Raw genomic sequence first — 22,323 nt, 5'->3', positions numbered from 1 at the left:
CCTTCAGGCATAGGCGAACTCTTCGAGATCACCGTCGAAATCGTCATAGGAAGAGCGGCCGCTGTCGCCGGCTGCGCAGCGCGCCACGGCCATCGCGGTGGCGACGGCGCCGTCGATGCGGTCTTTGCTTTTGCCTTTGTGAAACGACTTGTTGCCAGCCGTGTCTGTTCGGATAGCGATGTTATCGAAGTGCCATCTCAGAATCGGATTGCCGCCGTGGATGAAGCGCCGGGCGAGGATGGCGCGCTCCAGCTCGGCAATGGCCGGCGACATGCTGACCCATCCTTGGCGAAATTCGACCACCGGCAAGCCCTTATCCAGAAGATTGCTGATGCTGTTCCGGGCGAGCGCGGGGTCGAAAGCGATTTCTCGGACGTTGAAACGGGCGGCCAGCTCTTCGATCTGCGCCTCGACGAAGTGGTAGTCGACGACGTTGCCTTCTGTGAGGGTGATGAGCCCTTGCTCCTCCCAGGCCGGATAGTTGACGCCGTCGCGCCCGGCCTTGCGCTGGATATTGTCCTTCGGCAGGAAGAACCACGGGTGGACGGTATAGCCATTTTCGCGATCGCCCCAGGCCGCCACGACAGCCGTCAGGTCGTTCGTGCTGGATAGGTCGACGCCGAGATAGCAAGGTGTCTGGTTTGCCTCCGCATCCTCCAAAAACGAACCTAGTTCGGATTTGCCCTCGTCATAAATAGGCATCGCAACGAATGGGCTAGCGCTGTAGTCCAGCCAGCAATTGAGGTGGAACTGCCGGAAGTTATCTCGCTCAGTCGGCCGCTCTTTCGCCTCGCGCGCCATGGTGCGAAGGCCGTCGATATCGGGGTAGCCGTCAGCCAGTCCCGGGTTGACGAGGTGCCAGAGCGACTCGTCTTCCCAATCGTCGTCGGGATGTGTTTCGAACAGCACCGGCAGGAACGATGGATCTTCCACGGCGCCGCTCTGCACTTTTCGAGCATATGTGAGAAGCTCATATGCGAGGTTTTCCTGACCACGGCCCGCCTGCGTGATGATCACCAACAATGTGCCGGGCACCTTGTTTAGGCCTGTTCGAATCGCTGACCAGTTGCGGCGGGCGTTCTCGCCCTCCCAATTTATCAGTTCGTCAGCCAGAACAAAATTCGGGGTCTTGCCGAGCTTGCCTTTTCCGCCCGACGCCAGAGCGCGAAATGTCGCTTTGCTCTTCAGGTGCTCCAGGTAGAACAGAGACTCGGTCGGCTTCATGGCGCCCTGCAGCCACTCAGTTTCGGAGACGATCGAGACGGCCTCGTCATATGCGATGCGGGCGTCTTCCTCTGCCGATGCCGCAACCATAGCCTGGCCGGACGGCTGCCGTTCCCAGCCGACGGTGTGCAAGAGCGCGAGGCCAGCGCCCATGGTGGTCTTGCGAGCGCCGCGCGGGAGCAGGATGAAAACAGTCCGGACCTGGCGGCGCTTGTTCGGGAAGCACGGGCCGTAGATCCGGCGCACGATGCGCTCCCAGAACAGCGGCAGTTCAAAGTTGCCGGTCTGGCTTTTCGGGTGCTTCAGCCGGCGGAGGAAGTCGACAGCTCTTTCTCCGAAGCCGAAGGTGTCTTCGATCTCGCTGCCGTCGAAAATCCATTCGGGGCGGGTTGCCTTAGATGTCGAGCCCATCTGGCGCGCCTCCCGGCTTTTTCTCACCCTTTTGGAAGCCCTGCTTTGCCCGAGCGGCCGGCGTCAGGCCAAGCTCAGCACCTAGGCGAGCAACCATCTCCATCGCCTTAGCTTGCATTCCGGCGGCCGGGTTTGGCTTCCAGTGGCCGTGGGCACTGGTGACTAGCTCCCCATGCTGATCGATCGACTTCTGAAATGTCCGCACGTTCTTCAGCGCCATGACGTAAGTCGACAAGATGCCCGCCATCGATGCGGTCAGCAGCTTCCGCTGCGCGAGTTCTGCGGCAATGACCTGCCATTCCGCCACCATGTCGGCCGGGATCTCACCAGGCGGTGACGGGACGCCGGCAAGGCCGCCCTCGATCGCTTTCAATTCCGCTTTCCGGCCCTTCATTCGTCAACCTCGCAACGAAGCTCGAGTCCGCGGCGGCGGCCGATCTCCTTGACTTCTTTGATGTTGAAAGCACGGCCCTCGTGGCGCACACGGTCTGCTGTCGTCACACCGGCAAGCCAGCGCGTCCGGAAGATCACGACGGTCTCGGCTGTTGCGCCTTGGCCGGACAGATATTCTTCCGTGCTGGCCTGCACGAGCTGCGCACGCAGCGTGGCAAGGGGCGAGAAAGTTGGTGCCGGCGTGCCGTACTCATTCACGGCGCCGGCGTCGAAGCGGTCAATGCGGATGGTTCTGTCCAGCTTGCCAGCTCGCATTAGATCTCCTCCACGATGGCTTGGATGGTCATCACGCCGTGGCTGGTTTCGCCATCGGGATCTCGGAGGAAACGGGTGCTGGCGACGCGCCAATCCGCAATGTGGAATCCATCTTGTGCGTCCGAATTTCGGACGCGCAAAGCTGCTCGGATGGCGCCAGAGATGTCCTTCGCGCCCTCGAGCGACGGCTCCCGCTTCCACACATGGACGTCCGCAAAAACTGTGACGCGGGATCGGGCGATGGTTTCGCCGTCATCACGAGCGACTGCCTCGCCAAGGATGATCGATGGTGATGGTGCCGGCCGCTGGTTACGGTCAAGGATACTCGACGCCGGCACCAGCCCGGTGACCGCCGCTGTTGATATTAGGCGGGCTCGAATGGCTTTCTGCAGAGCAGCTTCAGGGCTCACTTCTTGGTCCCCCGAATAGCTTTGGCAACAGCTCGCTTGACGCGATTGGCGGCTCGCTTGCGGCCGAGTCGAAATCCAGGCCAGAAGAAGGGCTGAGCCGTGGTGTCGGCCGTGCCGAATTCGACCAGGTGCGGGTAACGAACCGTATGATCCCCGACGGTGATCAGCGCCTCCAGCTCGCCCGCGACTCGGCTCCCGCCCGGTTGAGAATATTTCGGAGTGCTGTGTCCTGGCGGCGTGACCTCGATTGATTCTTTCAACGCGCCCGTATCTTCGGGCGCAAGCTGCCGCTGCAGCGCTGCTATCTCGTCGGCACCTTTGACGATCGCCGGCACAACGGCATCACGGGCAGCTTGCGGGATGGCCCGCATACGCTTCTGGAATCGGGAAAGACCGCTGTCGTCAGCCATCGAAACTGTACTCCCGGAATTCCTGGACAATCTCGCGGACTCCGAAGGGGATCTCCTGACCGGTGACACCGACTAAGGTGGCCTCGCGGTTTTCAAACCAGTGGCAAGCCAGCAGACTCACCGCCTGCTGAAGCGCCGCCGGCACTTCGACCGGATATGTCATCTCGATCGCGTAACCGAGTTGACGTTCGACCAGACCCTGAGCGGCCGCAATCGTCCTGCCAATGAGAGCGTCATCACCGGTGCCCAAATCGTCGGAAAGGTTAAGCTGCTGCTTCAATTCATCGACTGAAACGATCACGGCTGATGCCTCATTTGTGCCCTTTGAAAACTAGAGCCATTTCGAAAGATTTTCGCACGATGGACCCGCCGCCGGTCCCCTTGAGAGGTGGAAAGTCTAAGACCACCCCCCGGTCAGGGTCACGACGCGCTGGCTTGCGTCCGGACGATGTTCGAGTTGATCCCGATGGACGCGTTCAACTTCATGATGTTATCGGCGCCGTCCAACTGCTCGGTCGCGGTCATCATCAGGCCAACAAACATTCTGGTGCTGTTCTTCGGACTGGCACCAATTGCAGGCGCGTCGGCAAACTCGATCTTGAAAGCATAATTGGCCTTTGTCTTCTCAGCGGCCAGCACTGCAAGCTGACCCGCGTCGGTCAGGTCCAGACCGGCGACCAGTTCGAGGTTGCCAGCGTTCCTGACACCTTTCGCCTTAAGCACGCGGCCGCGTCCGATGAAGGACGTTTCGATTGCGTTGGCTGCATCACCAAAAGTGCCGATGCTTTCGACATAGTCGATCTCCGTCCATATCTGATCGGCGAAGTCTGCGGCGACGAGATCTTCGTTACTGTCGTCCATCGCGGTCCCGATGAACACTTTGCTTCCTGCTGTTGCGAAAACGGGCATGGATCATTTCTCCTTCTGATCGCGCCGCTCAGCAGATTGCTTGGCGCTTGAATGACAGGGGGTGCACAGGGGTTGCCAGTTGGTGCGTCTCCAGAAGAGCTCCTGGTCGCCACGGTGAGGTTCTATGTGGTCGACTAGCGCGGCCCGCTGTCCGCAGCGGCGGCAGGATGGATAGACCGCCATGAACGCTTTGGACTCGCGCTCCCATTGGGCTGTGTACCCGCGCTGCCGTGCGGTCGGCCGCTTCTGGTCAAAGCGTGCCTTGCGCTCCCGATTCGCCTGCAGAGCGCGTTCGCATTTCACCCCTGCAGGATGAGCTTGATTGCAATACGTGCAGATGGCGGGAGCGCGGTAGGGCATGGTCAGGCCACCGGCTTATCTGCGGCGCCGCCCTTGATGGCGATGACGCTGACGAAGATCGAGGTGCCGCTTCCCTTGGTGAGGACCGGGCGGACATATCGCTTGAAGCCACGATATCCGAGCTTGGCGGTGCCGTTGGCTGCAAGGTTGCCGGCAACAGGCGCTTGGTAGTGGTCAGCATCCACCGCGGTGAAGGCGGCGTTGTCGTCGCTTTCCTCCAGGGTCAGGGTGAAGGCGCCTGAAGCGGTGCGAACGCCTGTCGTGGCGACGAAGGCCACGCTGTCGAAGCCGAGCAGGTCAACGGAGCTGCCGTTGGTGCTGGCGGCGATGTCGGCAGGCGCCAAGCTCTGCACGACGGCGATGTTGTGAACGATGTCACGCATGGGCGTTCTCCTTAGGCTGCAGCCATCTTGAGTTTGCGGAGGGCTTCGGTGAGTACCGGGCCACCACCGACGCGACGACGCGCGTGGAAGCGGACGAGGCCGCGGGTGGCCTGCGTGAAGGGATCGCGCATGATGCTCATCCCGACGCGGTCATAAATCCTGTAGCCGCGGTTGAAATCGCCATAGATGATGGGCTCAGCACCAGCGGTACCGATGTTAGGCATCTCGGGATCTTCGATTACAGGACGACCAAGCAACGTGGACGGCTGGCCCGCCTGAATGCTCGGCTGCCATAGATAATTGCCGTTCGCGTCCTTGAGGGTGCGGATGATCCCAAGTGTGGTGCCGTTCATCATCCAGGAGCCGATGTTGCGGTACTGCTGCGGCAGGTCGTACATCAGGCCGATTAGCTTATCGGCATTCACGTTCGCGGCGTGGCCATTGAGGACGGGCTTGATGTTGGCGCGCTGGATGCCAAGCGGCTTTTTCGAGCCGTCGCCATTCGAGAATGCAGCGCCTTCCTTCAACGCGAACTCCTGCGACAACTCGGAGGCGATCTCACTTTCGACGTTGATTGCCGAGTCTTCCAGAAGGCGGGTGGAGACATCGATGAAGCACGCGAGCTCGTGGACCGGGATTTCGAGCTGGCCGAACGTCATCGTCGTCTCGTCACGCTGTTCGTCTTCGCCGACCCAGCTTGCCGTTGGACGTCCTGTAAGCTTCGGCAGGACGACGGAGCCGGCACCGGTGGAGCCGACACGAACAGCCTGGCGGATTGGCGAGATCTCGACGATGCCGCGGATCACTTCGGCCTGGAATTCAGCCGGCGCCAAGTAACCGCCTTTGACGTCGTCGCCGACGATCAATGCGCGAACCTCTTCGACGTCCAGTGCTTCGCGGCCGCTGCGGAGGAAATTTCCGAAGGCGCGGCGCTCGAGCGAGATCTCGCCCGTGCCGTTGCCGCCGCCGTTACCTGGGCGGTTCATGCGGGTTTCGAGATCAGCAAGCTGGGTGCGGATCTCGGCGAGCCCGGCAAGCTGCTGTTCGGCGCCGGTGCGGAACTCGGTGAAGCCAGTTCGCAGCTCTTCCACTGCCTGGACGGCGCCGGCTAGCGGATCGTCTTCCGGCTCGGCGCGGGTTTCGAGGACAAAATGCTTGGTCATCTGTTCATTTCCCTTTGGTGGCGAGAGCGCGTTGTGCCTTCCGGCAAGCGTGAGTGAAGGCCGCCACGCTCTCGACAGAGCGGCCGTAGCTGCGGATTTGTGTGATGCGGGCGCGGCCGGCGGACGGCATGCCGACCAAGCTGATTTCGCGGACGTCAATCTCGGTCAGGATGCGAACACCGGACTGCCTGGTCTCGCCGCCCTTCGGCACTCTGAACCCGATCGACAGGCCATTGAGCGCGCCGGCCTTCAAAAGGTCATAGGCCTCGCGACCTCGTGCGGTACTGGTGACGAGCTGGCCGCGAACGAACAGACCTTTTTCGTCCTCGCGTGCCGCCGCCCAAACACCAATGATGCTGCTGGGATCGTGCGACCACAACATGACCGGGCGGGTGCCGGCAGCGCGATGCTCTTGCAGTGTTTTGCGGAAGGCGCCCGGCCGGACGATCTCGTTATGCGCGTTCCTCTCGTTCCAGATCACCGCGTGCCCGGAGAATTCACCGGCGTCCGTGGGAGCTTCGAATCGAAGGGCAAGGTCGAGGTGATCCATTACCGGTCCCCCCTGCGGCCAATGTCGAAAGCGGTCAGAATACCGACCAGCAGAACGAACGAAACAATCGCCACGAGCCGCAAAACCTGCGCGTCAGACATCGGCAGCCTCCGGCTTGAAGTTGGATCGATCGCCGGCAAAGGCATCGACCTGGGCTTGTATCCAGACACCGGCCTTCAGCACGCGAAGGACGTTCTTCTGGGTCATTGGCAACGGCTTGCCGTCCTCCTCGATTTCCATCAGCAGGCAGCATTTTGCCAAGCAGTTGAGGCGTGCGCGTTCGCGGTCGTCAGCTGAGACAGTGCCGTCCGGCCGGGCTAATTCGGCCAGTTCGTCCATCATTTCGATGCGGGCGCGGTGCTGGACTTCGCTGTCGGGGCCGGCAATCCGAAACTTGATTCCGGCGGGCTGGCCGGTCCAAGGGTCGACAATGACTAGCTCCCGGCCACGGTCCTGGTCGGCGACATTGCTGAGGACATCATCAAGCGTCATTGCCGGACTCCTGGTCTGCAGGTGCCGGCGGCGCGGCTTGCGCTTCGGGCGTTACAGCTGGCGTGGAGCCGGACTGGCTGGAGCCGGTGTGTGGATTCATGAACTCATCACCGCCGGCGTACGGCGCCAGGTCGAGCCAAGAGCGCGCCTCGTTGGGGTTGAGCACCTTGGCGCTGATCAAGCTGCTGATCGCGGTGGCGCGGGCGGTCAAATCGGCGCGGGTTAGATCGTCACGATCAAGCAAGATGCGGAACCGCTGACGTTCTTCGCGGGTAAGAAGCGCCCGGGCGAGCGAGGTTTCCAACGTACGGAGCCACGGCTCGAGGCAATAGATCAAGAATTCGCGGCCCATCTGCTCGCTATTCGACCAGGTGGCGCGATCCAACTCAAAAACCATGGACGGCGGCACACGGAAGGCCCTACAGATTTCTAAGATCTGGAACGTTCGGAGCTCAAGAAATTGGCTGTCAACGGAATTGAGCATCATCTGCTCAAAGGTGGCACCGTCCCACAAAATCGCGGTCTTGCCGGTCTTTTCAGCGCCGTCATGAGCGAGGCGCCATGCCTTGATCATCTTCTTGACGCCATCGTCGCCAAGGGGCTTTGGTGATTGGATCACGCCGCCTGGACGGGCACCGTTCTTGAAGAGGCTGGAGGCGTGGCTTTCCATCACACGGGCGGCGCCAATAGCTTCAGCGGCAAGAGTCAGCGGTGATCGATCGAAGGGGCCACGGACGTGCAGGATCTCCGATGACCGACGCGACATGCCTTCGATGCGATAGCGGGGCTCGCCGGTCTTGCTGTCGTATTCGACGCTGATCAAGGAGGCTTGGTAGCGGACGATCTCTCTGACCTCACCGCCGATCCGGTTTATAAAGGCCAAGCCGCCCCAGTCGCGGGTCAGAGCGTCGGCGGTCAGGTCGCGGATGAGGTCAAAGCCGGAGGTCCAGGGGTTGACGTCGCCGCGGAGCATGACGCCGATCGGATGATCGAGATCTTCCGCCTCGGTACCGTCGGCCGCTCGCTCCATGATCCTGACAGGTAGGGAAGCAGCAGCTTCGCTGATGACGCGGACGCAAGATGCAACGGCAGGAACACGAAGAGCAGCTGCACCGGAGATGGCAACGGAGCCGGTGGCCAAGCCAGACCACAAGGCAGCGAGGACGCCGTCTTCGTCAGCGACGTTGGCGTCTCGCTTCTCAATTGGTTCAGTGGGGGTAAAGGGCCAAAGCTTCATGGATCATGATATGCCTTGCCGGCGTGATCAAAATCCATCTGGCGACGTGCCGTTACTTCCGCTCCTTCCGGATATCAGCGTTATCCGGCTGCATCGACTTTCGTTATGGTCGGTGAGAAAAGAGAAAACGAACCGCGATATAGCCCATTCCAACGATCTGTAGAAAAGTCTCGACCGTGACAGCGGTGATGAACCATTGCATGTCAACGAAACTAAAAACGCCAGCTCCCACGCAAATCGTGAGGCCGGCGTTGAATAGGATAAGTGCAGAGATCCAAGATGCTATGTATCCAGACCAGTCTCTTCGAAGCGCGTAATATTGTTTGCGCCCGTCGATTTCCACCCGCGCCAGTTCAGCGTCTTGGATGCCCTCATTTTTCTGATCGTCTTCTTGATCGGCCGGCGCGGTGATGCCTTTTAGCGCCTCGTCACGACTAAGGATCACGAAACCCTCAAGCTCTTGAGGCGATTGAGGATGACATCTTCCGACACGGCGAAAATCCGAGCCAGTTCCCTGGTGCTAGCAAAGTCTTTGTAGGCCTTAAGCATCTTCTCAGGGACCAACAACTCCGCAGCGAAACAATCCGCTTCTTGTTCCTCGGGGGGCTTACGCACCGAATATTCATTTTGCCGCGGCATCACCCGATAATCGTTCGACTCCGCATATGGCTTATGCATCAAAAAATGAGCGAGCTCATGAGCGATTGTGAACGTCATCCGATTCGGATGTATCTCTTTGTTGACCACAATTTGAAGCGGGTCGAACTGAATGAATCCTGAAACCTTATCTTTGATGCCAGGGGAAAAATGCGCGTATACTACATCTACCCCCATAGCTTCAGCTATGGCCTCGGGATCAACCGGCGGCTTCGTTAGGCCATAGTTCTTTACAACGTCTGCGGCTTTCTGCTTCGCTTTCTTCCAATCGGCTCCCATTCAGAACCTCCAATACCCTTCGCGCTGATCAATGCAGCGTCTTATTGTCAAGTGCTTACACCAAAGATAGGTTGATTCTAGCTCGCAATCCACAGGTAGCTGTGGACAAGTTACCAAGCCCATGAATGTGCAATCACATTTGTTGGCAGGGGCAACTAATCACCCTCTTTCGACATCAGCCAGATCGTAATTTCACTTCTGGTACAAAAATATCTGCCTTCGACAACGCGAATTGGACAAGTTTTCGAGCGAGCGATCTTTCTGACGAAATCGTCGCTTACCCCAATGAAGCGGGCAATCGTTGAAGCGCCCCACAAAGCCTCAAATGCAAGACTGGGCTCGCGTCGCTCCAGCATTGCATCCACCCGTTGAGGAGTAAGGGGAGGGCGATGGCTCATTGCCTGCCCCTTGCTGTGTTATGAGCTGCATATCGCGCGATCCAGTCGAACCGGTTGAGCAGGCCTCCGTCGCGGCGATCCTCTTTCATCCGCAGGAGGTGATCCCGACGTTCGTCCGCTGTCATGTCGGACCTGTTGGGAGGGACGAACGGGTTATGTGTCCGGACACGGCACCGCGGGAGACGCCCAACGCTTTGGCGATAGCTGCGACTGTATGGCCGGCGATCCAAAGCGCTTCGGCCGTGAACTTCTGTTGCTCAGTCATCCGGCGGCCCTCCGCGCGGCTATGTCGACGATCTCCGCATCTAATTGAGGATGCGGCGTCAGGAGCGCCTGCCACAGACACTCGCGATCCCGATGCGCCCAGCGGTGGACGGCATGGATAACTTTGGCGGTCGGTCGGTTTGATGCCCAGACGAAGAGGTCGAGCTGTCCATCTTCAGTCATAGAACGGCTCCCAATTCGCGAGCGAAGCGGCTCTCGATCTCGCTCAAAGTACGCGGATACTGCTGCCACCATTCGGCAATTTCTTTCGCATCTGCTACGGAGATGCCCGGCTTTAGCTCCTGGATTTGCGTGACTCGGTCCCGAGGATTGGCCGGAGCACGTATGGTTTTCTCTTCCCTTTTCCCGAGATCATCCGAAGGCTGGCCGTGGCCTACTACAGTAGCCGGCTGTGCTAGATCGAGGGAAGAATGACCGAGATCTAGCGGAGGAGCGCATTGCGCGACGACATCAGCCGGCGGGCAACTCGGTAGGACTTGATCTTCAGTCTTGCTCATCCAGTCTAGTTCAGCAGTCTTGTTAGGCGGCAGATTCCCGTGTTCCTCACCACGAGAATCTGCCGGATATGAACACGAGAAACTGCCGGATACAGGCTCCCCTTTCTTCTCATCTTCAACACGAGAATCTGCCGGATACGGAACTTGCAGGGCATACAACAAAGAGGTGCTGAAGCCGCGTCGTTTTGTGGCGACGAACCCCTTATTCTTCAGCGTTAGAATGGCGTCCTGAATGGCACGAGTCGACAATCCGGTATGTTTGGATATGGCCGCGTAGCTCGGAAAGCACTCCAGCGTTTCGTTGTCAGCGAACACGTCCGACAAGCACAAGGCGACCTGAAAGCAGGCGCCGCTCATCCGGACTTGCAGAAGGCGCTTTCTGAAGGCGATCCGGAGATCGACCTTACGGGTCGTCTTGCCTTCCGCATCAGCGTCCGGTATCTTTTTTGTATCAGCACTGTGGTTACCGGTCGGAGCGGCGCGCAAACGCCCTCCGGCCTTTTCATTTTGCGCAAGCATGTTGGACCTCGTCGGCTTCGAAAATCTCCAGGGCGATCGAAATTCCGCGCAATACTTGCTCGGGATCGGCATCGTGAAAGAGACGCCAAAGATCGAAAACAATCTGGCGCTGGTCGCGCTCGCGTCTGCGCAGCATTATAAAGCGGGCAACTTCGGCAGCGCGGTCCGGTGCGGAGGTCATTGGCCAGCCCTCAGTTCGAACGCCTGCGCAGCGACGGCGCAAGCTTCGGACGCAGTCAAGCCGAACATCGTTGCGAGGGCGGGGATGACTGGACGCGGCGGCTCTGCCTGGCCGGCCAGCCAGATTGCAGCCACGTTGAGATGATCGGTCGATGGCGGTCGCGGAGCGGGTGAGGGGGCCTTCGCTGCTCGATCAACGTTTAGAGCTTCGAACGCAGCCTCGACTACACTGGCGCGCCAACGGACGCTGCGAGCACCAACACGCTCACCAGCGGGAAGCTTCCCAGCACGAATCAAACGATAAGCGGTATTCGCTGAGATCCCTCGTGCGTCGATGATCTGCCGGAGGGTTAGGAACTTTTCTGCCATGGTGTCACCTTCTCTGTGAAGGTGCCTCGGCAGCGGCAACCGGAAAACCTGATCCCGCTGCCGCGGGTTCGGTTTCCCCTATGTGCCACAATTGGCGGTCGGGACGCAGGCCAATCCTTGGATTGCCCAGCCGGTAAGGCTGTTTGCGCTTCGCTCAGAACCTGATGTGAAAGTAGTTGGCAGTTTCTGCAATGTCAACAGCAGGAGGCGATGCTCTGCTCCTGTCTAAGTGGGCCTCTAAGTGGGACCAGCTAAAGACATGTCCATAAATCTTGCATTGTAACAATGAGTTAAGGCAGAATACTGGCGGAAGAGGTGGGATTCGAACCCACGGTACGGTTTCCCGCACGCCGGTTTTCAAGACCGGTTCCTTAAACCACTCGGACACTCTTCCATCCAATCGAGAATGCCGGTACCGGTCCGCAAAACAAGCGTAAGAGGCAGAGGTAAGCAGTTCCTCGATCATCGCATGGCTGGCTTTTAGCAGTTTTGGTGGCAGCGTCAACGTGCTCGGCAGCAATAGCGGCCTGTCCTCGCGGCTCTATCGGATCAGGCGCTTTGGATTCTCCGACGATCAAGAAACTCGGCGGAGTGGCTGCAGTTTGTCGTGGCGCTGATTTAACCAAGAATAAAACATGGCTCACTATGTTAGCTGCAACCGGGGCAGGGCGCTTTGTCAGAATGGGGTGCCCCGATCGAGCCTTGATGTCCAGGTGGGGCAAACCAAGGCCAAATGACTCGGCAGAAGAGCAGGGATGGGGTCCAGATGAAGAACGTTTCGATTACCGGCAAATTTCTCGCGCTGCTCGCGTCGTTCGGGCTTTTTGCTTTGGTGTTGGCTTTCTATGCCGGGGACCGGATTATCGAGGTCGACGCCGGATACTCTGGTCTGCTGGCCGCCGAGGAGGACGCCTCGGTTTCACTTGCGCGGGCAAGCCGTACATTCCAGACGATCAGAGCCGCGATCAGCGATGTTCTCCTGACGTCGAACAAGGCGCAGGAAAAGAAGGCCTTCGATGAGATCGCCGCTGCGCGAATGGACTTTTCGGCTTTCATCGACAAGGCTGCAGCCGATCTCCCTAGGGATGCCAGCATTTCGGAGTTAAAGGCGAAAGCGGTCAACATCCTCGACCAGTCCTGCGCGACAACCCTGACGCTCGGCTCAAAGGCGCTGACCTATATCGATATCAAGAATGCCACCGAAGTCTTCTTTACCGAATGTCACCCGCACTTTCAGACAATGACGCAGGTGTTTGCCGACAAGGTCGGTGATATTGCCAACATCTCCCATCAGCGGAAGGCTGAACTTTCTGCCGCATCGAGCGGGATCTACTGGACGACCATTGGCGGGGTGCTGGTCGGCCTCGTGGTCATTACGTTGGTCAGCTTCATGATGATCAAGGTCTGGCTTGTGAAGCCGGTTCGTGCGCTCAGCGACGTCATGCGGCGCCTAGCCGATGGCGACCTGACGGCCGAGGTGGCCGGCGCAGATCGAAAGGACGAAGTGGGCGGCATGGCGCGTGCGGTGCAGGTCTTCAAGGACAACGGATTGCGCGGGCAGGAGCTCGAGCGCGAGTCATCAGCCCAGCGTCATCAGTCGGAAGAACAGCAGCGTCGTGCGGCCGAGCAGGATCGTGTTCGCGCCGAAGCCATGGCGCAGGCAACAAGCGGTCTCGCCGACGGCCTGAAGCAGCTGTCCGCTGGCAACCTCAGCTTCCAGCTCAGCCAGCCCTTCGCTGCCGATTTCGAAAGCCTGCGCGCCGACTTCAACACGGCCGTGGAACAGCTGCGCGGCACGCTCGGTGCCGTTTCCCAGGCGACCAGCTCGATCGACAGTGGTTCGCGCGAAGTCAGCCAGAGCGCCGACGACCTCGCCAAGCGCACCGAACAGCAGGCCGCCTCGCTCGAACAAACGGCAGCCGCTCTCGACGAGATCACCGCCAATGTCTCGAACTCCTCCAAGCGTGCCGAAGAAGCCCGCACGGTGGCCATCCAGGCCAATGAAAGCGCCCGTCATTCCGGTGCCGTGGTGGCCAATGCCGTCGATGCCATGGGCAAGATCGAGCAGTCCTCCAGCCAGATCTCCTCGATCATTTCGGTGATCGACGAGATTGCCTTCCAGACCAATCTCCTGGCACTGAATGCCGGCGTCGAAGCGGCGCGTGCAGGCGAAGCCGGCAAGGGCTTTGCGGTGGTTGCCCAGGAAGTGCGCGAACTGGCCCAGCGGTCCGCCAAGGCGGCGAAGGAAATCAAGGACCTGATCCGCAATTCCTCCGTCGACGTGGAAAGCGGCGTCAAGCTGGTCAGCGAGACCGGCGATGCCCTGAAGACGATCGAAGGCTATATCGTCACCATCAACCAGCATATGGACTCGATCGCCACCTCGGCGCGCGAGCAGTCGGTCGGCCTGTCGGAAGTCAACACCGCCGTCAACCAGATGGACCAGGTGACGCAGCAGAACGCCGCCATGGTCGAGGAAGCCAATGCCGCCGGGGCAACGCTTGCCAATGAAGCCGCCCGCCTGCGCGAACTGATCGGCCGGTTCGATCTCGGCGCCGGTGGACCTGTGTCGGTTCAGCCGGCTACGCGCCCCGCGTCTAGCAGGCCTATCGTTTCGCCAGTCACGCCGGTGAGGGCCGTTAATTCGTATACGCCGCCTGTCGCCTCTCCGGCACGCGGCATGGTCGGCAAGATCGCCCAGGCCTTCATGGGTAAGGGCAGCAGCGCAGCATCTTCGGCACCAGCTGCCGACAGCTGGGAAGAATTCTGATGATCCTCAAAGGCAGCCCGGCACTGGCTGCCTTTGGCTGCTATAGACTGATTAGCCGGTGTTGCCGTGACCAACTTGTTGCTCCAACCGGAGTGGCGGCGCTAGCGCCATCGTTCTCCGATCGCCTGCTGGCGGAAGTAGCAGGATCTCGACAGGCATGGGAGCTCAAGAAATGCTCACCTGAGATAGCTGTATTCTATTCGGACGAAGATGAGCTCTAGCGTCTACGCGCAAAACGTGCTTTGAGTCTCAGTAATCCAGAAGTATTAGAGCCAATATATTATCGTCGGGCATAATAGTGGACTTCGGTACGTTAACTTACTATTAACCATACAAGATAAAACTTTAAGTACTCTACAGTTATCGTTCGCATTTTCGCCACGAAGAAAGCAAAAATGCAAAGCGTCGATTTCGGCATACGAGGTGCCTCGATCGGTTCAATGCCTGTAACGGTAAGTGCTAGGGCGGTTGCTCAATTCCGTTTCAGAAAAGCAGCATGGGGCGGACGATTTTGTTTGTGAGTGGCGGCACGATTTCGCTGGGTGCGAGATTGCTTGGGGTAACGGTTGTGTGCGCGGCCATGGCATCTTGTGCCACGACGAGCCAGGCACCTCCAAAAAAGAACATCCGTAGCAAGGAATATTTCTCCGAAAAAGAATATGGCGTCAAAGCCAGCCCGCGCGTCGTCAGTGAGGGGCAGCCCGTGCCGAAAGGCGGCGGCCGCTTCATGGTCGGTCAGCCCTACCAGGTGCGGGGAAAGACCTACATTCCGAAAGAAGATCCCGACTACAACAGGAGCGGGTTGGCGTCCTGGTATGGTTCCGCCTTCCATGGCCGCTACACCGCCAATGGCGAAGTCTACGACTCGGCCAGCCTGACCGCCGCGCATCCGACTTTCCCGCTGCCCAGTTATGCCCGGGTCACCAATCTTCAAAACGGTTCGTCCGTGATTGTGCGCGTCAACGATCGTGGGCCTTATCATGAAGGTCGCATTCTCGATGTGTCGAGCAAGACGGCCGAGCTTCTCGACATCAAGAGAACCGGCACGGCCAAGGTCAATGTGCAATATGTCGGTCGCGCCCGTATGGACGGTCAGGATGCGCCCTTCCTGATGGCCTCGTATATCCGCAAGGGCGATCGCCTGCCGTCGTTCAATCCAGATGGCCAAATCGCAACCGGTGTCATGGTCGCATCGAACGAGCCGCTTGGCGATCAGTTGCAGGCCTACGGTTTGAGGCTGCCGGCTCCGGCAGTTGCGACGACCCGCACGTCGAAGCCGCAGGAAGCATCGCAGCGCGGTTTTGAGGCTTCTACCACTCAAGCTTCATCAGCGCCGATGCCTGCAGCGGCACCTCGCACAGCTGACCGCCCGGTCGCAACGGCGACGCGTCCTCCGGTTCAACAGCGGGCTATGGCTGCGCTGGCGCCAGCTCCGGCCCAGCAGTTGACACAGCCGCGTGCCCAGCAGGCTCAGGTTCGGCCGGCAGTGGTGCAGCCGGCTTCGTCCACCGAGACTGCCTATATTGCACCCCCAAAGGGTGTTCAGCCGCAGGTGATGTTCGGCAATATGTTGCTTCAAGACCCCGCACCGGCGCAAAAGCCGTCCCGTTGAGAATGACTGCGTTGCGGCGCAGCGTTTACGCTGCTACGCAGTGGTTCTGAACGCTTCTGGGGTCACGATGCATCGCCTTCCGCTACTGGTCTGCCTGGCTGTCTTGCCAGTTCTATCGCTTTGCGGAACAGCCTGGGCCGAAGAGGCCGCACCAGCCTTTGCGACCAAGGCCAAGCAGATCTACATGGTGGAAGCAAAGACTGGCACGGTCTTGCTTGCTTCCAACGAAAACCAGGCATTTCCTCCCGCGTCGCTTGCGAAGCTGATGACAATGGAACTGGTCTTCAGCGCGATCAAACGCGGGGAGATCACTCCTGAAACCATGTACTCCGTCAGCGAAAATGCCTGGCGCACCGGCGGTGCGCCATCCGGCACCACGACCATGTTCGCCGTGCTCAAGTCGCAGATGCGGGTCGATGATCTGGTCAAGGGCGTGGTTATCCAGAACGCCAATGATGCCTGTATCGTTCTGGCTGAAGGTATTTCGCGGACCGAAGGCGAGTTCGCATCCCGCCTGAGCGCGCGCGCCAAGGATCTTGGCCTGAGCCGCTCCGTCTTCGGCAACGCGACCGGTCTGCCAAGCGCCGAAAGCCGGAGCACCGTTCGCGACATGGTGGAACTGGCGCGTCATATTCATCGGGAATATCCGGAATATTACCCGTTCTACGCACAGCCCGATTTCCAGTGGAACAAGATCTTACAGCGCAACAAGAACCCGTTGCTTGGCCTCAACATCGGTGTTGACGGCCTCGGTGCGGGCTTTGCCGAAGGCTCGGGCTTTGCCCTGGTTGCCTCTGTCGAACGGCAAGGGACCCGGCTGTTCCTGGCCATGGCCGGGCTTGCCAGCGACAAAGAAAGGTCTGAGGAGGCCCGCAAAGCCTTGGAGTGGGGGCTTTCTGCCTTCCAAACGAGGCTTCTCTTCATTCAGGGGGCGCCCATCGGCCAGGCGAGTGTCTATGGCGGCAGCGCCACCCATGTCGATCTGGTGGCCAAGGAGCCCGTCGATATCTACCTGCCGACCAACAACCCCGAGCGCCTTTCCGGGCGGATCGTCTATCGCTGGCCCTTGCGAGCGCCGGTCAGTCAGGGTCAGGATGTCGGCGTGCTACGCATATCCTCGGGAGAACGTGTGGTACGGGAGGTGCCGCTTGTAGCTTCCGCGACCGTGGGAAAGGGCGGCCTCGTCAGTCAGGCCACCGATGCGCTCATGGAACTGATGTTCTTCTGGCTCTAGGGCATGTTTCGCACTATCTCGATATACAGTATAATCCTCTTTCGAAATGAGTGCGGAAACACGCGTGGCAAATCAGTCCGGATTGTTCATAACGTTCGAAGGCGGGGAGGGCGCAGGTAAATCCACCCAGATACGTCGGCTAGCGGACCAGCTTCGACGTCGGGGATATGATGTGCTGGTGACACGCGAACCTGGGGGATCCCCGGGCGCCGAGGCGGTTCGGCATGTTCTTCTGTCCGGTGCGGCGGAGAGGTTTGGAACCCGCATGGAAGCCATTTTATTTGCCGCCGCCCGAAACGATCATGTCGAAGAGGTGATACGGCCGGCTTTGGAAAGCGGTGCAATTGTTTTGTGCGACCGCTTTGTGGATTCTTCGCGTGTTTATCAGGGAGTGACCGGCAATCTGGAGCCGGAACTGATTGAGGCGCTCCAGCGGGTTGCGCTCAACGGCGTGGTCCCAGACTGCACCATCATCCTTGACCTGCCGGCGGAAACAGGCCTGCAAAGGGCGCGGCAGCGCGCTGCGAACGCGCCACCGGATCGTTTCGAGCGCGAAGAAATCGAAACCCACGAGAAAAGGCGTGAGGCCTATCTGGAAATCGCAGCCGCCGAGCCGGAACGCTGTCGCGTGGTGGATGGAGATCGTTTGCAAGACGCCATTGCCGACGACATCGCGGCGCTGGTGGAGCCGCTGACGCGTCGGCTTGCCTTGAGCGAGCCCAACCGTGCGGAAACGGTAGGATGAGCGACCAGCAGGATGCACATGTTCTGGAAGGCGCCCTAGCTCCCGCGCGCAATCCCAAACTCTTCGGCCACCACGCCGCCGAAGAGTTTCTGGCCCGAAGCTACCGCTCTGGCAAGAGCCATCACGCCATCCTTATCGAAGGGCCGCAAGGCATAGGCAAGGCTACCTTGGCCTTCCGTTTCGCCCATCACGTACTGTCCTATCCCGAGCCTACCGATGCTCCGGCCACTCTGGATGATCCTGATCCTGCGTCTCCGATTTCCCGGCAGATCGCTTCCGGCGCGTCCCATAACCTGTTGCATCTCGCGCGTCCGACCGATGAAAAGACCGGCAAGGTGAAATCCGCGATCACCATCGACGAGGTGCGAAGGGCAGGGCATTTCTTTTCGCAAACCTCAGGTACCGGTAATTGGCGGATCGTCATCATCGATCCGGCCGACGATCTCAATCGCAACGCCGCCAATGCCATTTTGAAATTGCTCGAGGAGCCGCCGCGCCGCGCCATGTTCCTGGTTCTGTCGCATGCGCCCGGCAAGCTTCTCCCGACGATCCGTTCGCGCTGCCAAGCCCTCAAGCTGTCACCGCTTGGCGATAAGGATCTGTCCTCCGCGTTATCCTTCCTCGGCCTGCCGCTCGATGGCGGCAAGACAGAGGAAATGGTTCTCGGCTTGTCGAAGGGCAGCGTATCGCAGGCGCTCAAACTTCTGAACTACGGCGGCACCGAAATCATTGCCGCCTTTGATGAGGTCATCGCCTCCGAAGGGCCGAAAGCCCGCAAGGCCATGCACAGGCTGGCAGACGTTCTCTCGGGCAAGGATAGCGAGGTCATTTTTGGCTTCTTCCTTGATCACCTCAGTGATCATCTGACAGGCCGGGCACGCCACGCCGCACTGGCCGGCGATCTTCACACCGCGGACCGACAGGCAAAGCTGGTGAGCGATATTGCCGAAAAGGTTGCGACCGCGCAGGCCTACAATCTCGACCGCAAGCAGACGATCCTGTCCATCCTCGACTCTGCGCGATAGAGCAACGGTCTTTCCGTGATGCGAGCTGGAAGTTTGGGTTTCGCATCCGCCTGACATACGTTAAGAGCGGCATGAACAAGTTCAGTGCCCGAGTGCTTCCATGTCCGATAAGACACCTTTCTATATCACTACCGCGATCTCATATCCGAACGGCAAGCCGCATATTGGTCATGCCTACGAATTGATTGCGACGGATGCCATGGCGCGTTTTCAGCGGCTGGACGGCAAGGACGTGTTTTTCCTCACCGGCACTGACGAGCACGGGCAGAAGATGCAGCAGACGGCACGCGCCGAGGGTATAACGCCCGAAGCCTTGGCCGAGCGCAATTCGGCCGAGTTTCGCCAGATGGGCCGGCTGCTGAACGCCTCCAACGATGATTTCATCCGGACTACCGAGCTTCGCCATCACGAGGCCTCGCAAGCCATCTGGAACCGGATGGCGGAGAGTGGCGATATCTACAAGGACAGCTATGCAGGCTGGTATTCGGTGCGGGACGAGGCTTATTACGCCGAGGACGAGACCGAAGTGCGCGACGGCACCCGTTACGGGCCGCAGGGAACGCCGGTCGAATGGGTCGAAGAATCGAGCTATTTCTTCAGGCTCTCGGCTTATCAGGACCGGCTGCTGAAGCTCTACGAGGAAAACCCGGATTTCGTCGGTCCGGCCGAGCGCCGCAACGAGGTAATGTCCTTCGTCAAATCCGGACTGCGCGATCTCTCCATATCCCGCACGACCTTTGACTGGGGTATCAAGGTACCGGACGATCCAGATCATGTCATGTATGTCTGGGTTGACGCACTGACCAATTATGTCACCGCCACCGGCTATCTTACCGACCCGCAGGGGCCGCGGGCGAAATACTGGCCGGCCGACGCCCATATCATCGGCAAGGATATCATCCGCTTCCACGCGGTCTATTGGCCCGCCTTCCTGATGTCGGCCAATCTGCCCTTGCCCAAACGCGTCTACGCGCACGGCTTCGTGCTGGCCAAGGGCGGTGAGAAAATGTCGAAATCGCTCGGCAATGTGCTTGATCCTTTCGAATTGATCGAGCACTTCGGGCTCGACCCGATCCGCTATTTCCTGTTGCGCGAAATCTCCTTCGGCCAGGACGGGTTCTGCAGCGAGGATGCAATCGGCATCCGCATCAATGCAGACCTTGCAAACGGTATCGGCAATCTCGCCAGCCGCTCGCTGTCGATGATCGTCAAGAACTGCGACGGGCAGATCCCAACGCCCGGCGAATTCAACGAGGCGGACCGCGAGATGCTGGCGTCCGCCGACGCGCTGATTGCCATCTGCCGCGAGGAAATGGGCAAGCAGATGCTCCACAAGGCGCTGGCCGCGATCATCGCCGTCGTCTCGGAAACCGACCGTTATTTCGCCGGCCAGGAACCATGGGCGCTGAAGAAGACCGATCCGGAGCGGATGGGAACGGTGCTCTACGTCACGGCCGAAGTGGTGCGTCAGATCGCCATCCTTCTGCAGCCTTTCATGCCGGAATCCTCCGCCAAGCTGCTGGACCTAGTAGCGGCAGGCCCGGATGCGCGTGACTTTGCAGCGCTTGGTGACGCCGGACGCCTGAAGGCGGGCACACCGCTTGAGGCGCCGAAGCCGGTCTTCCCGCGCTATGTCGCGCCGGAAGCCGGCGCCTAGGATCTTCCATGCTGATCGATACCCATTGCCATCTGGATTTTGCCGATTTCGCCGAGGAACGCGATGCCATAGTCGGGCGCGCCCATGCGGCTGGGGTTGCCCAGATGGTAACGATCTCGACCCGGGTGCGCAAACTGGACGGGCTGCTGGAGATTACGCAGAACTATCCGTCGGTCTTCTGCTCGGTCGGCACGCATCCCAACAATGCTGGCGAAGAGCTGGATATAGAGGCCGAGGACCTTGTGCGGCTTGCCAACCAGCACGAGAAGATCGTCGCCATCGGCGAGGCCGGGCTTGATTATCTCTATGATACCCAGACGCCGGACGACCAGAAGACGGGCTTGATCCGCCATATTGCAGCAGCACGCGAAACGGGCTTGCCGCTGGTCATCCACAGCCGCAACGCCGACGAAGACATGGCGCAGATCCTGAGGGAGGAAAGCGGGAAGGGGAGCTTCCCCTTCATTCTCCATTGCTTTTCGTCCGGCCAGGAGCTTGCCAGCACCGGCGTCGCGCTTGGGGGCTATGTTTCTTTTTCCGGTATACTGACCTTCCCGAAATCGGAAGAGCTGCGGGCTATTGCAAAAACCGTTCCGCTGGAGCGTCTGCTGGTTGAAACCGATGCGCCTTATCTCGCACCGAAGCGTTGGCGGGGCAAGCGCAACGAACCTTCTTATGTCGTCAACACGGCAGAGGTTCTCGCTGAATGCCACGGCGTAAGCTATGAAGACATGGCCAGGATCACCACAGAGAATGCGTTTCGCATCTTCTCACGCATGCCGAGGTTATAGCCGGTGGCTGCCTATCGACGCCGTTTTACCATTCTTGGCTGCGCATCGTCACCGGGCGTGCCGAGGCTGAACGGCGACTGGGGTGCCTGCGATCCCAACAACCCGAAAAACCGCCGCAGCCGTGCATCCTTCATGGTGGAACAGATCGCTCCGGATGGCGGCCGCACTGTCGTCGTGGTCGACACCGGTCCGGATTTCCGAGCCCAGATGATTGCGGCACAAGTGCCGCGCGTGGATGCCGTCCTTTATACCCATGCGCATGCGGATCATCTGCATGGCATAGACGACCTGCGCGGCTATTTCATTCTCCAGCATCACCGCATTCCGATCTACGCGGATGCCGCCACTATGGAACGGATCCGGCAGGGTTTCGGCTACTGCCTGGAAACGCCGGTCGGCGGGAACTATCCGCCGATCGTCAAGCCGATCCTGATCGAAAGCATGGATGATGCGATCACCATCGACGGCCTAGGCGGCGCCATACGGCTTTTTCCGCACAGGCAGCAGCATGGTGAAATCCAGTCGCTCGGCTTCAGGATCGGCAACGTGGCCTATTGCACAGATGTCAGCGACTTTCCCCTTGAGACCGTCAACCGGCTCGATGGGCTGGATGTGCTGATCATCGATACGCTGCAGTACCGGTATCATCCCAGCCATCTGTCGATGGAGCAGTCTCTGGATTGGATTTCGCGGCTGGCCCCGAAGCGCGCCATCCTGACGCATATGCATATCCCGTTGGACTATGAAACGGTGATGGCGGAGACGCCGGCAAATGTAGAGCCTGCCTATGACGGGCTGGCATTCGAGCTGGAGCTTCGGCAGGACGAGCTTTAGGACGTTGTTCAGCAGGATCAAACCATAAGCGGCTGGGAGTCCTGGCATATAGCTATGTTCCATAATCTATCTTATGTGATCTTAGTCTGTAGCCGCAAAGTTAAAATGTCCTGTTTCTGCAAAGTTAGAGTGTCACACTCCCCGCGTTAGGCAACGCGGAGACGAGCAGATGGGATTGATAGCGATGAGCGAGCGTGATCTGCAGCGGATCGAG

The 22,323-nt window shown here is 59.5% G+C and carries 27 protein-coding genes, 1 tRNA gene and 1 pseudogene; 9 read left to right on the top strand and 20 right to left on the bottom strand.

What is annotated here, in order from left to right; translation table 11 throughout:
- Nucleotides 1–3: 3 nt before the first annotated feature.
- The 18 genes from E2F50_RS00135 to E2F50_RS00055 form a co-directional block, all read right to left on the bottom strand.
- Nucleotides 4–1,470, bottom strand: coding sequence for a terminase large subunit (locus E2F50_RS00135; protein ID WP_342635695.1), 1,467 nt, complete (start codon nucleotides 1,468–1,470; stop codon nucleotides 4–6).
- A gap of 148 nt (nucleotides 1,471–1,618) precedes the next feature.
- A complete protein-coding gene (locus E2F50_RS00130; protein ID WP_133314054.1) occupies nucleotides 1,619–2,029 on the bottom strand; it encodes a phage terminase small subunit P27 family in 411 nt (136 codons plus the stop codon).
- The gene (locus E2F50_RS00125) at nucleotides 2,026–2,343 is read right to left on the bottom strand and encodes a phage head closure protein (protein ID WP_133314053.1); all 318 of its coding nucleotides are present in this window, start codon (nucleotides 2,341–2,343) and stop codon (nucleotides 2,026–2,028) included. Before E2F50_RS00125 ends, E2F50_RS00130 begins: the two co-directional genes overlap by 4 nt.
- On the bottom strand, nucleotides 2,343–2,753 hold the full coding sequence (locus E2F50_RS00120) for a DUF3168 domain-containing protein (protein ID WP_133314052.1): 411 nt from the start codon (nucleotides 2,751–2,753) through the stop codon (nucleotides 2,343–2,345). Before E2F50_RS00120 ends, E2F50_RS00125 begins: the two co-directional genes overlap by 1 nt.
- Complete coding sequence (locus E2F50_RS00115; protein ID WP_133314051.1) at nucleotides 2,750–3,163, bottom strand: HK97-gp10 family putative phage morphogenesis protein; 414 nt, start codon at nucleotides 3,161–3,163, stop codon at nucleotides 2,750–2,752. Before E2F50_RS00115 ends, E2F50_RS00120 begins: the two co-directional genes overlap by 4 nt.
- Complete coding sequence (locus E2F50_RS00110) at nucleotides 3,156–3,464, bottom strand: head-tail connector protein (protein ID WP_133314050.1); 309 nt, start codon at nucleotides 3,462–3,464, stop codon at nucleotides 3,156–3,158. The genes E2F50_RS00115 and E2F50_RS00110 overlap by 8 nt, the downstream gene beginning before the upstream one ends.
- 119 nt (nucleotides 3,465–3,583) lie before the next feature.
- Entirely contained in the window at nucleotides 3,584–4,072 is a 489-nt protein-coding gene (locus E2F50_RS00105) for a hypothetical protein (RefSeq protein WP_133314049.1), read from the bottom strand.
- 3 nt (nucleotides 4,073–4,075) lie between these two features.
- Nucleotides 4,076–4,255, bottom strand: coding sequence for an HNH endonuclease signature motif containing protein (locus tag E2F50_RS23585; protein WP_342635709.1), 180 nt, complete (start codon nucleotides 4,253–4,255; stop codon nucleotides 4,076–4,078).
- A gap of 179 nt (nucleotides 4,256–4,434) precedes the next feature.
- Entirely contained in the window at nucleotides 4,435–4,815 is a 381-nt protein-coding gene (locus E2F50_RS00095) for a hypothetical protein (protein ID WP_133314047.1), read from the bottom strand.
- Nucleotides 4,816–4,826: 11 nt separating this feature from the next.
- On the bottom strand, nucleotides 4,827–5,978 hold the full coding sequence (locus E2F50_RS00090) for a phage major capsid protein (protein WP_133314046.1): 1,152 nt from the start codon (nucleotides 5,976–5,978) through the stop codon (nucleotides 4,827–4,829).
- A gap of 4 nt (nucleotides 5,979–5,982) precedes the next feature.
- A complete protein-coding gene (locus E2F50_RS00085) occupies nucleotides 5,983–6,528 on the bottom strand; it encodes an HK97 family phage prohead protease (RefSeq protein ID WP_133314045.1) in 546 nt (181 codons plus the stop codon).
- A gap of 93 nt (nucleotides 6,529–6,621) precedes the next feature.
- Entirely contained in the window at nucleotides 6,622–7,020 is a 399-nt protein-coding gene (locus tag E2F50_RS00080) for a hypothetical protein (protein ID WP_133314044.1), read from the bottom strand.
- Nucleotides 7,010–8,257 carry a phage portal protein gene (locus E2F50_RS00075; RefSeq protein WP_133314043.1) on the bottom strand — a complete coding sequence of 416 codons (1,248 nt, stop codon included), beginning with the start codon at nucleotides 8,255–8,257 and terminating at the stop codon, nucleotides 7,010–7,012. Before E2F50_RS00075 ends, E2F50_RS00080 begins: the two co-directional genes overlap by 11 nt.
- A gap of 103 nt (nucleotides 8,258–8,360) precedes the next feature.
- Nucleotides 8,361–8,702: a hypothetical protein gene (locus E2F50_RS00070; RefSeq protein WP_133314042.1), complete on the bottom strand. Its 342-nt coding sequence runs from the start codon at nucleotides 8,700–8,702 to the stop codon at nucleotides 8,361–8,363.
- Nucleotides 8,699–9,193, bottom strand: coding sequence for an ImmA/IrrE family metallo-endopeptidase (locus E2F50_RS00065; protein WP_133314041.1), 495 nt, complete (start codon nucleotides 9,191–9,193; stop codon nucleotides 8,699–8,701). Before E2F50_RS00065 ends, E2F50_RS00070 begins: the two co-directional genes overlap by 4 nt.
- A gap of 519 nt (nucleotides 9,194–9,712) precedes the next feature.
- The gene (locus tag E2F50_RS22860; RefSeq protein ID WP_161973914.1) at nucleotides 9,713–9,856 is read right to left on the bottom strand and encodes a helix-turn-helix domain-containing protein; all 144 of its coding nucleotides are present in this window, start codon (nucleotides 9,854–9,856) and stop codon (nucleotides 9,713–9,715) included.
- Entirely contained in the window at nucleotides 9,853–10,038 is a 186-nt protein-coding gene (locus E2F50_RS00060) for a hypothetical protein (protein WP_133314040.1), read from the bottom strand. The genes E2F50_RS22860 and E2F50_RS00060 overlap by 4 nt, the downstream gene beginning before the upstream one ends.
- Nucleotides 10,035–10,892 (bottom strand): helix-turn-helix domain-containing protein, encoded by an 858-nt coding sequence (locus E2F50_RS00055; RefSeq protein WP_161973912.1) that lies wholly within the window; start codon nucleotides 10,890–10,892, stop codon nucleotides 10,035–10,037. Before E2F50_RS00055 ends, E2F50_RS00060 begins: the two co-directional genes overlap by 4 nt.
- 1 nt (nucleotide 10,893) lies before the next feature.
- On the opposite strand from E2F50_RS00055, the gene E2F50_RS23305 reads away from it, so the two are divergent.
- Nucleotides 10,894–11,217 carry a hypothetical protein gene (locus tag E2F50_RS23305; RefSeq protein ID WP_245515238.1) on the top strand — a complete coding sequence of 108 codons (324 nt, stop codon included), beginning with the start codon at nucleotides 10,894–10,896 and terminating at the stop codon, nucleotides 11,215–11,217.
- Nucleotides 11,218–11,291: 74 nt separating this feature from the next.
- Here the strand turns inward: E2F50_RS23305 and E2F50_RS23625 are convergent.
- Nucleotides 11,292–11,441, bottom strand: a pseudogene (locus E2F50_RS23625) (helix-turn-helix transcriptional regulator); the annotation flags it as partial.
- A gap of 304 nt (nucleotides 11,442–11,745) precedes the next feature.
- Nucleotides 11,746–11,835, bottom strand: a tRNA-Ser gene (locus E2F50_RS00045).
- Nucleotides 11,836–12,207: 372 nt separating this feature from the next.
- Between E2F50_RS00045 and E2F50_RS00040 the strand changes: the two genes are divergently transcribed.
- From E2F50_RS00040 to E2F50_RS00005, 8 genes are all read left to right on the top strand, one after another.
- Entirely contained in the window at nucleotides 12,208–14,211 is a 2,004-nt protein-coding gene (locus E2F50_RS00040) for a methyl-accepting chemotaxis protein (RefSeq protein ID WP_133314038.1), read from the top strand.
- A 496-nt stretch (nucleotides 14,212–14,707) separates the two neighbouring features.
- Nucleotides 14,708–15,823 (top strand): septal ring lytic transglycosylase RlpA family protein, encoded by a 1,116-nt coding sequence (locus tag E2F50_RS00035; RefSeq protein ID WP_161973910.1) that lies wholly within the window; start codon nucleotides 14,708–14,710, stop codon nucleotides 15,821–15,823.
- A gap of 67 nt (nucleotides 15,824–15,890) precedes the next feature.
- Nucleotides 15,891–17,057 (top strand): D-alanyl-D-alanine carboxypeptidase family protein, encoded by a 1,167-nt coding sequence (locus tag E2F50_RS00030; protein WP_133314037.1) that lies wholly within the window; start codon nucleotides 15,891–15,893, stop codon nucleotides 17,055–17,057.
- A 46-nt stretch (nucleotides 17,058–17,103) separates the two neighbouring features.
- A complete protein-coding gene (gene tmk, locus E2F50_RS00025) occupies nucleotides 17,104–17,802 on the top strand; it encodes a dTMP kinase (protein WP_425375337.1) in 699 nt (232 codons plus the stop codon).
- Nucleotides 17,799–18,827: a DNA polymerase III subunit delta' gene (locus E2F50_RS00020; protein ID WP_133314035.1), complete on the top strand. Its 1,029-nt coding sequence runs from the start codon at nucleotides 17,799–17,801 to the stop codon at nucleotides 18,825–18,827. The genes tmk and E2F50_RS00020 overlap by 4 nt, the downstream gene beginning before the upstream one ends.
- Nucleotides 18,828–18,927: 100 nt before the next feature.
- On the top strand, nucleotides 18,928–20,484 hold the full coding sequence (gene metG / locus E2F50_RS00015) for a methionine--tRNA ligase (protein WP_133314034.1): 1,557 nt from the start codon (nucleotides 18,928–18,930) through the stop codon (nucleotides 20,482–20,484).
- Between the two features lie 8 nt (nucleotides 20,485–20,492).
- On the top strand, nucleotides 20,493–21,275 hold the full coding sequence (locus tag E2F50_RS00010) for a TatD family hydrolase (RefSeq protein WP_133314033.1): 783 nt from the start codon (nucleotides 20,493–20,495) through the stop codon (nucleotides 21,273–21,275).
- A gap of 3 nt (nucleotides 21,276–21,278) precedes the next feature.
- A complete protein-coding gene (locus E2F50_RS00005; protein WP_133314032.1) occupies nucleotides 21,279–22,109 on the top strand; it encodes an MBL fold metallo-hydrolase in 831 nt (276 codons plus the stop codon).
- The last annotated feature ends 214 nt before the right edge of the window (nucleotides 22,110–22,323 follow it).

It is taken from the genome of Rhizobium deserti (assembly GCF_004358025.1).
In the GTDB taxonomy this organism is placed as follows: domain Bacteria; phylum Pseudomonadota; class Alphaproteobacteria; order Rhizobiales; family Rhizobiaceae; genus Neorhizobium; species Neorhizobium deserti.
Note: the sequence above shows the minus strand (reverse complement) of the source record. Positions and strands in the feature narration are given on the sequence as shown.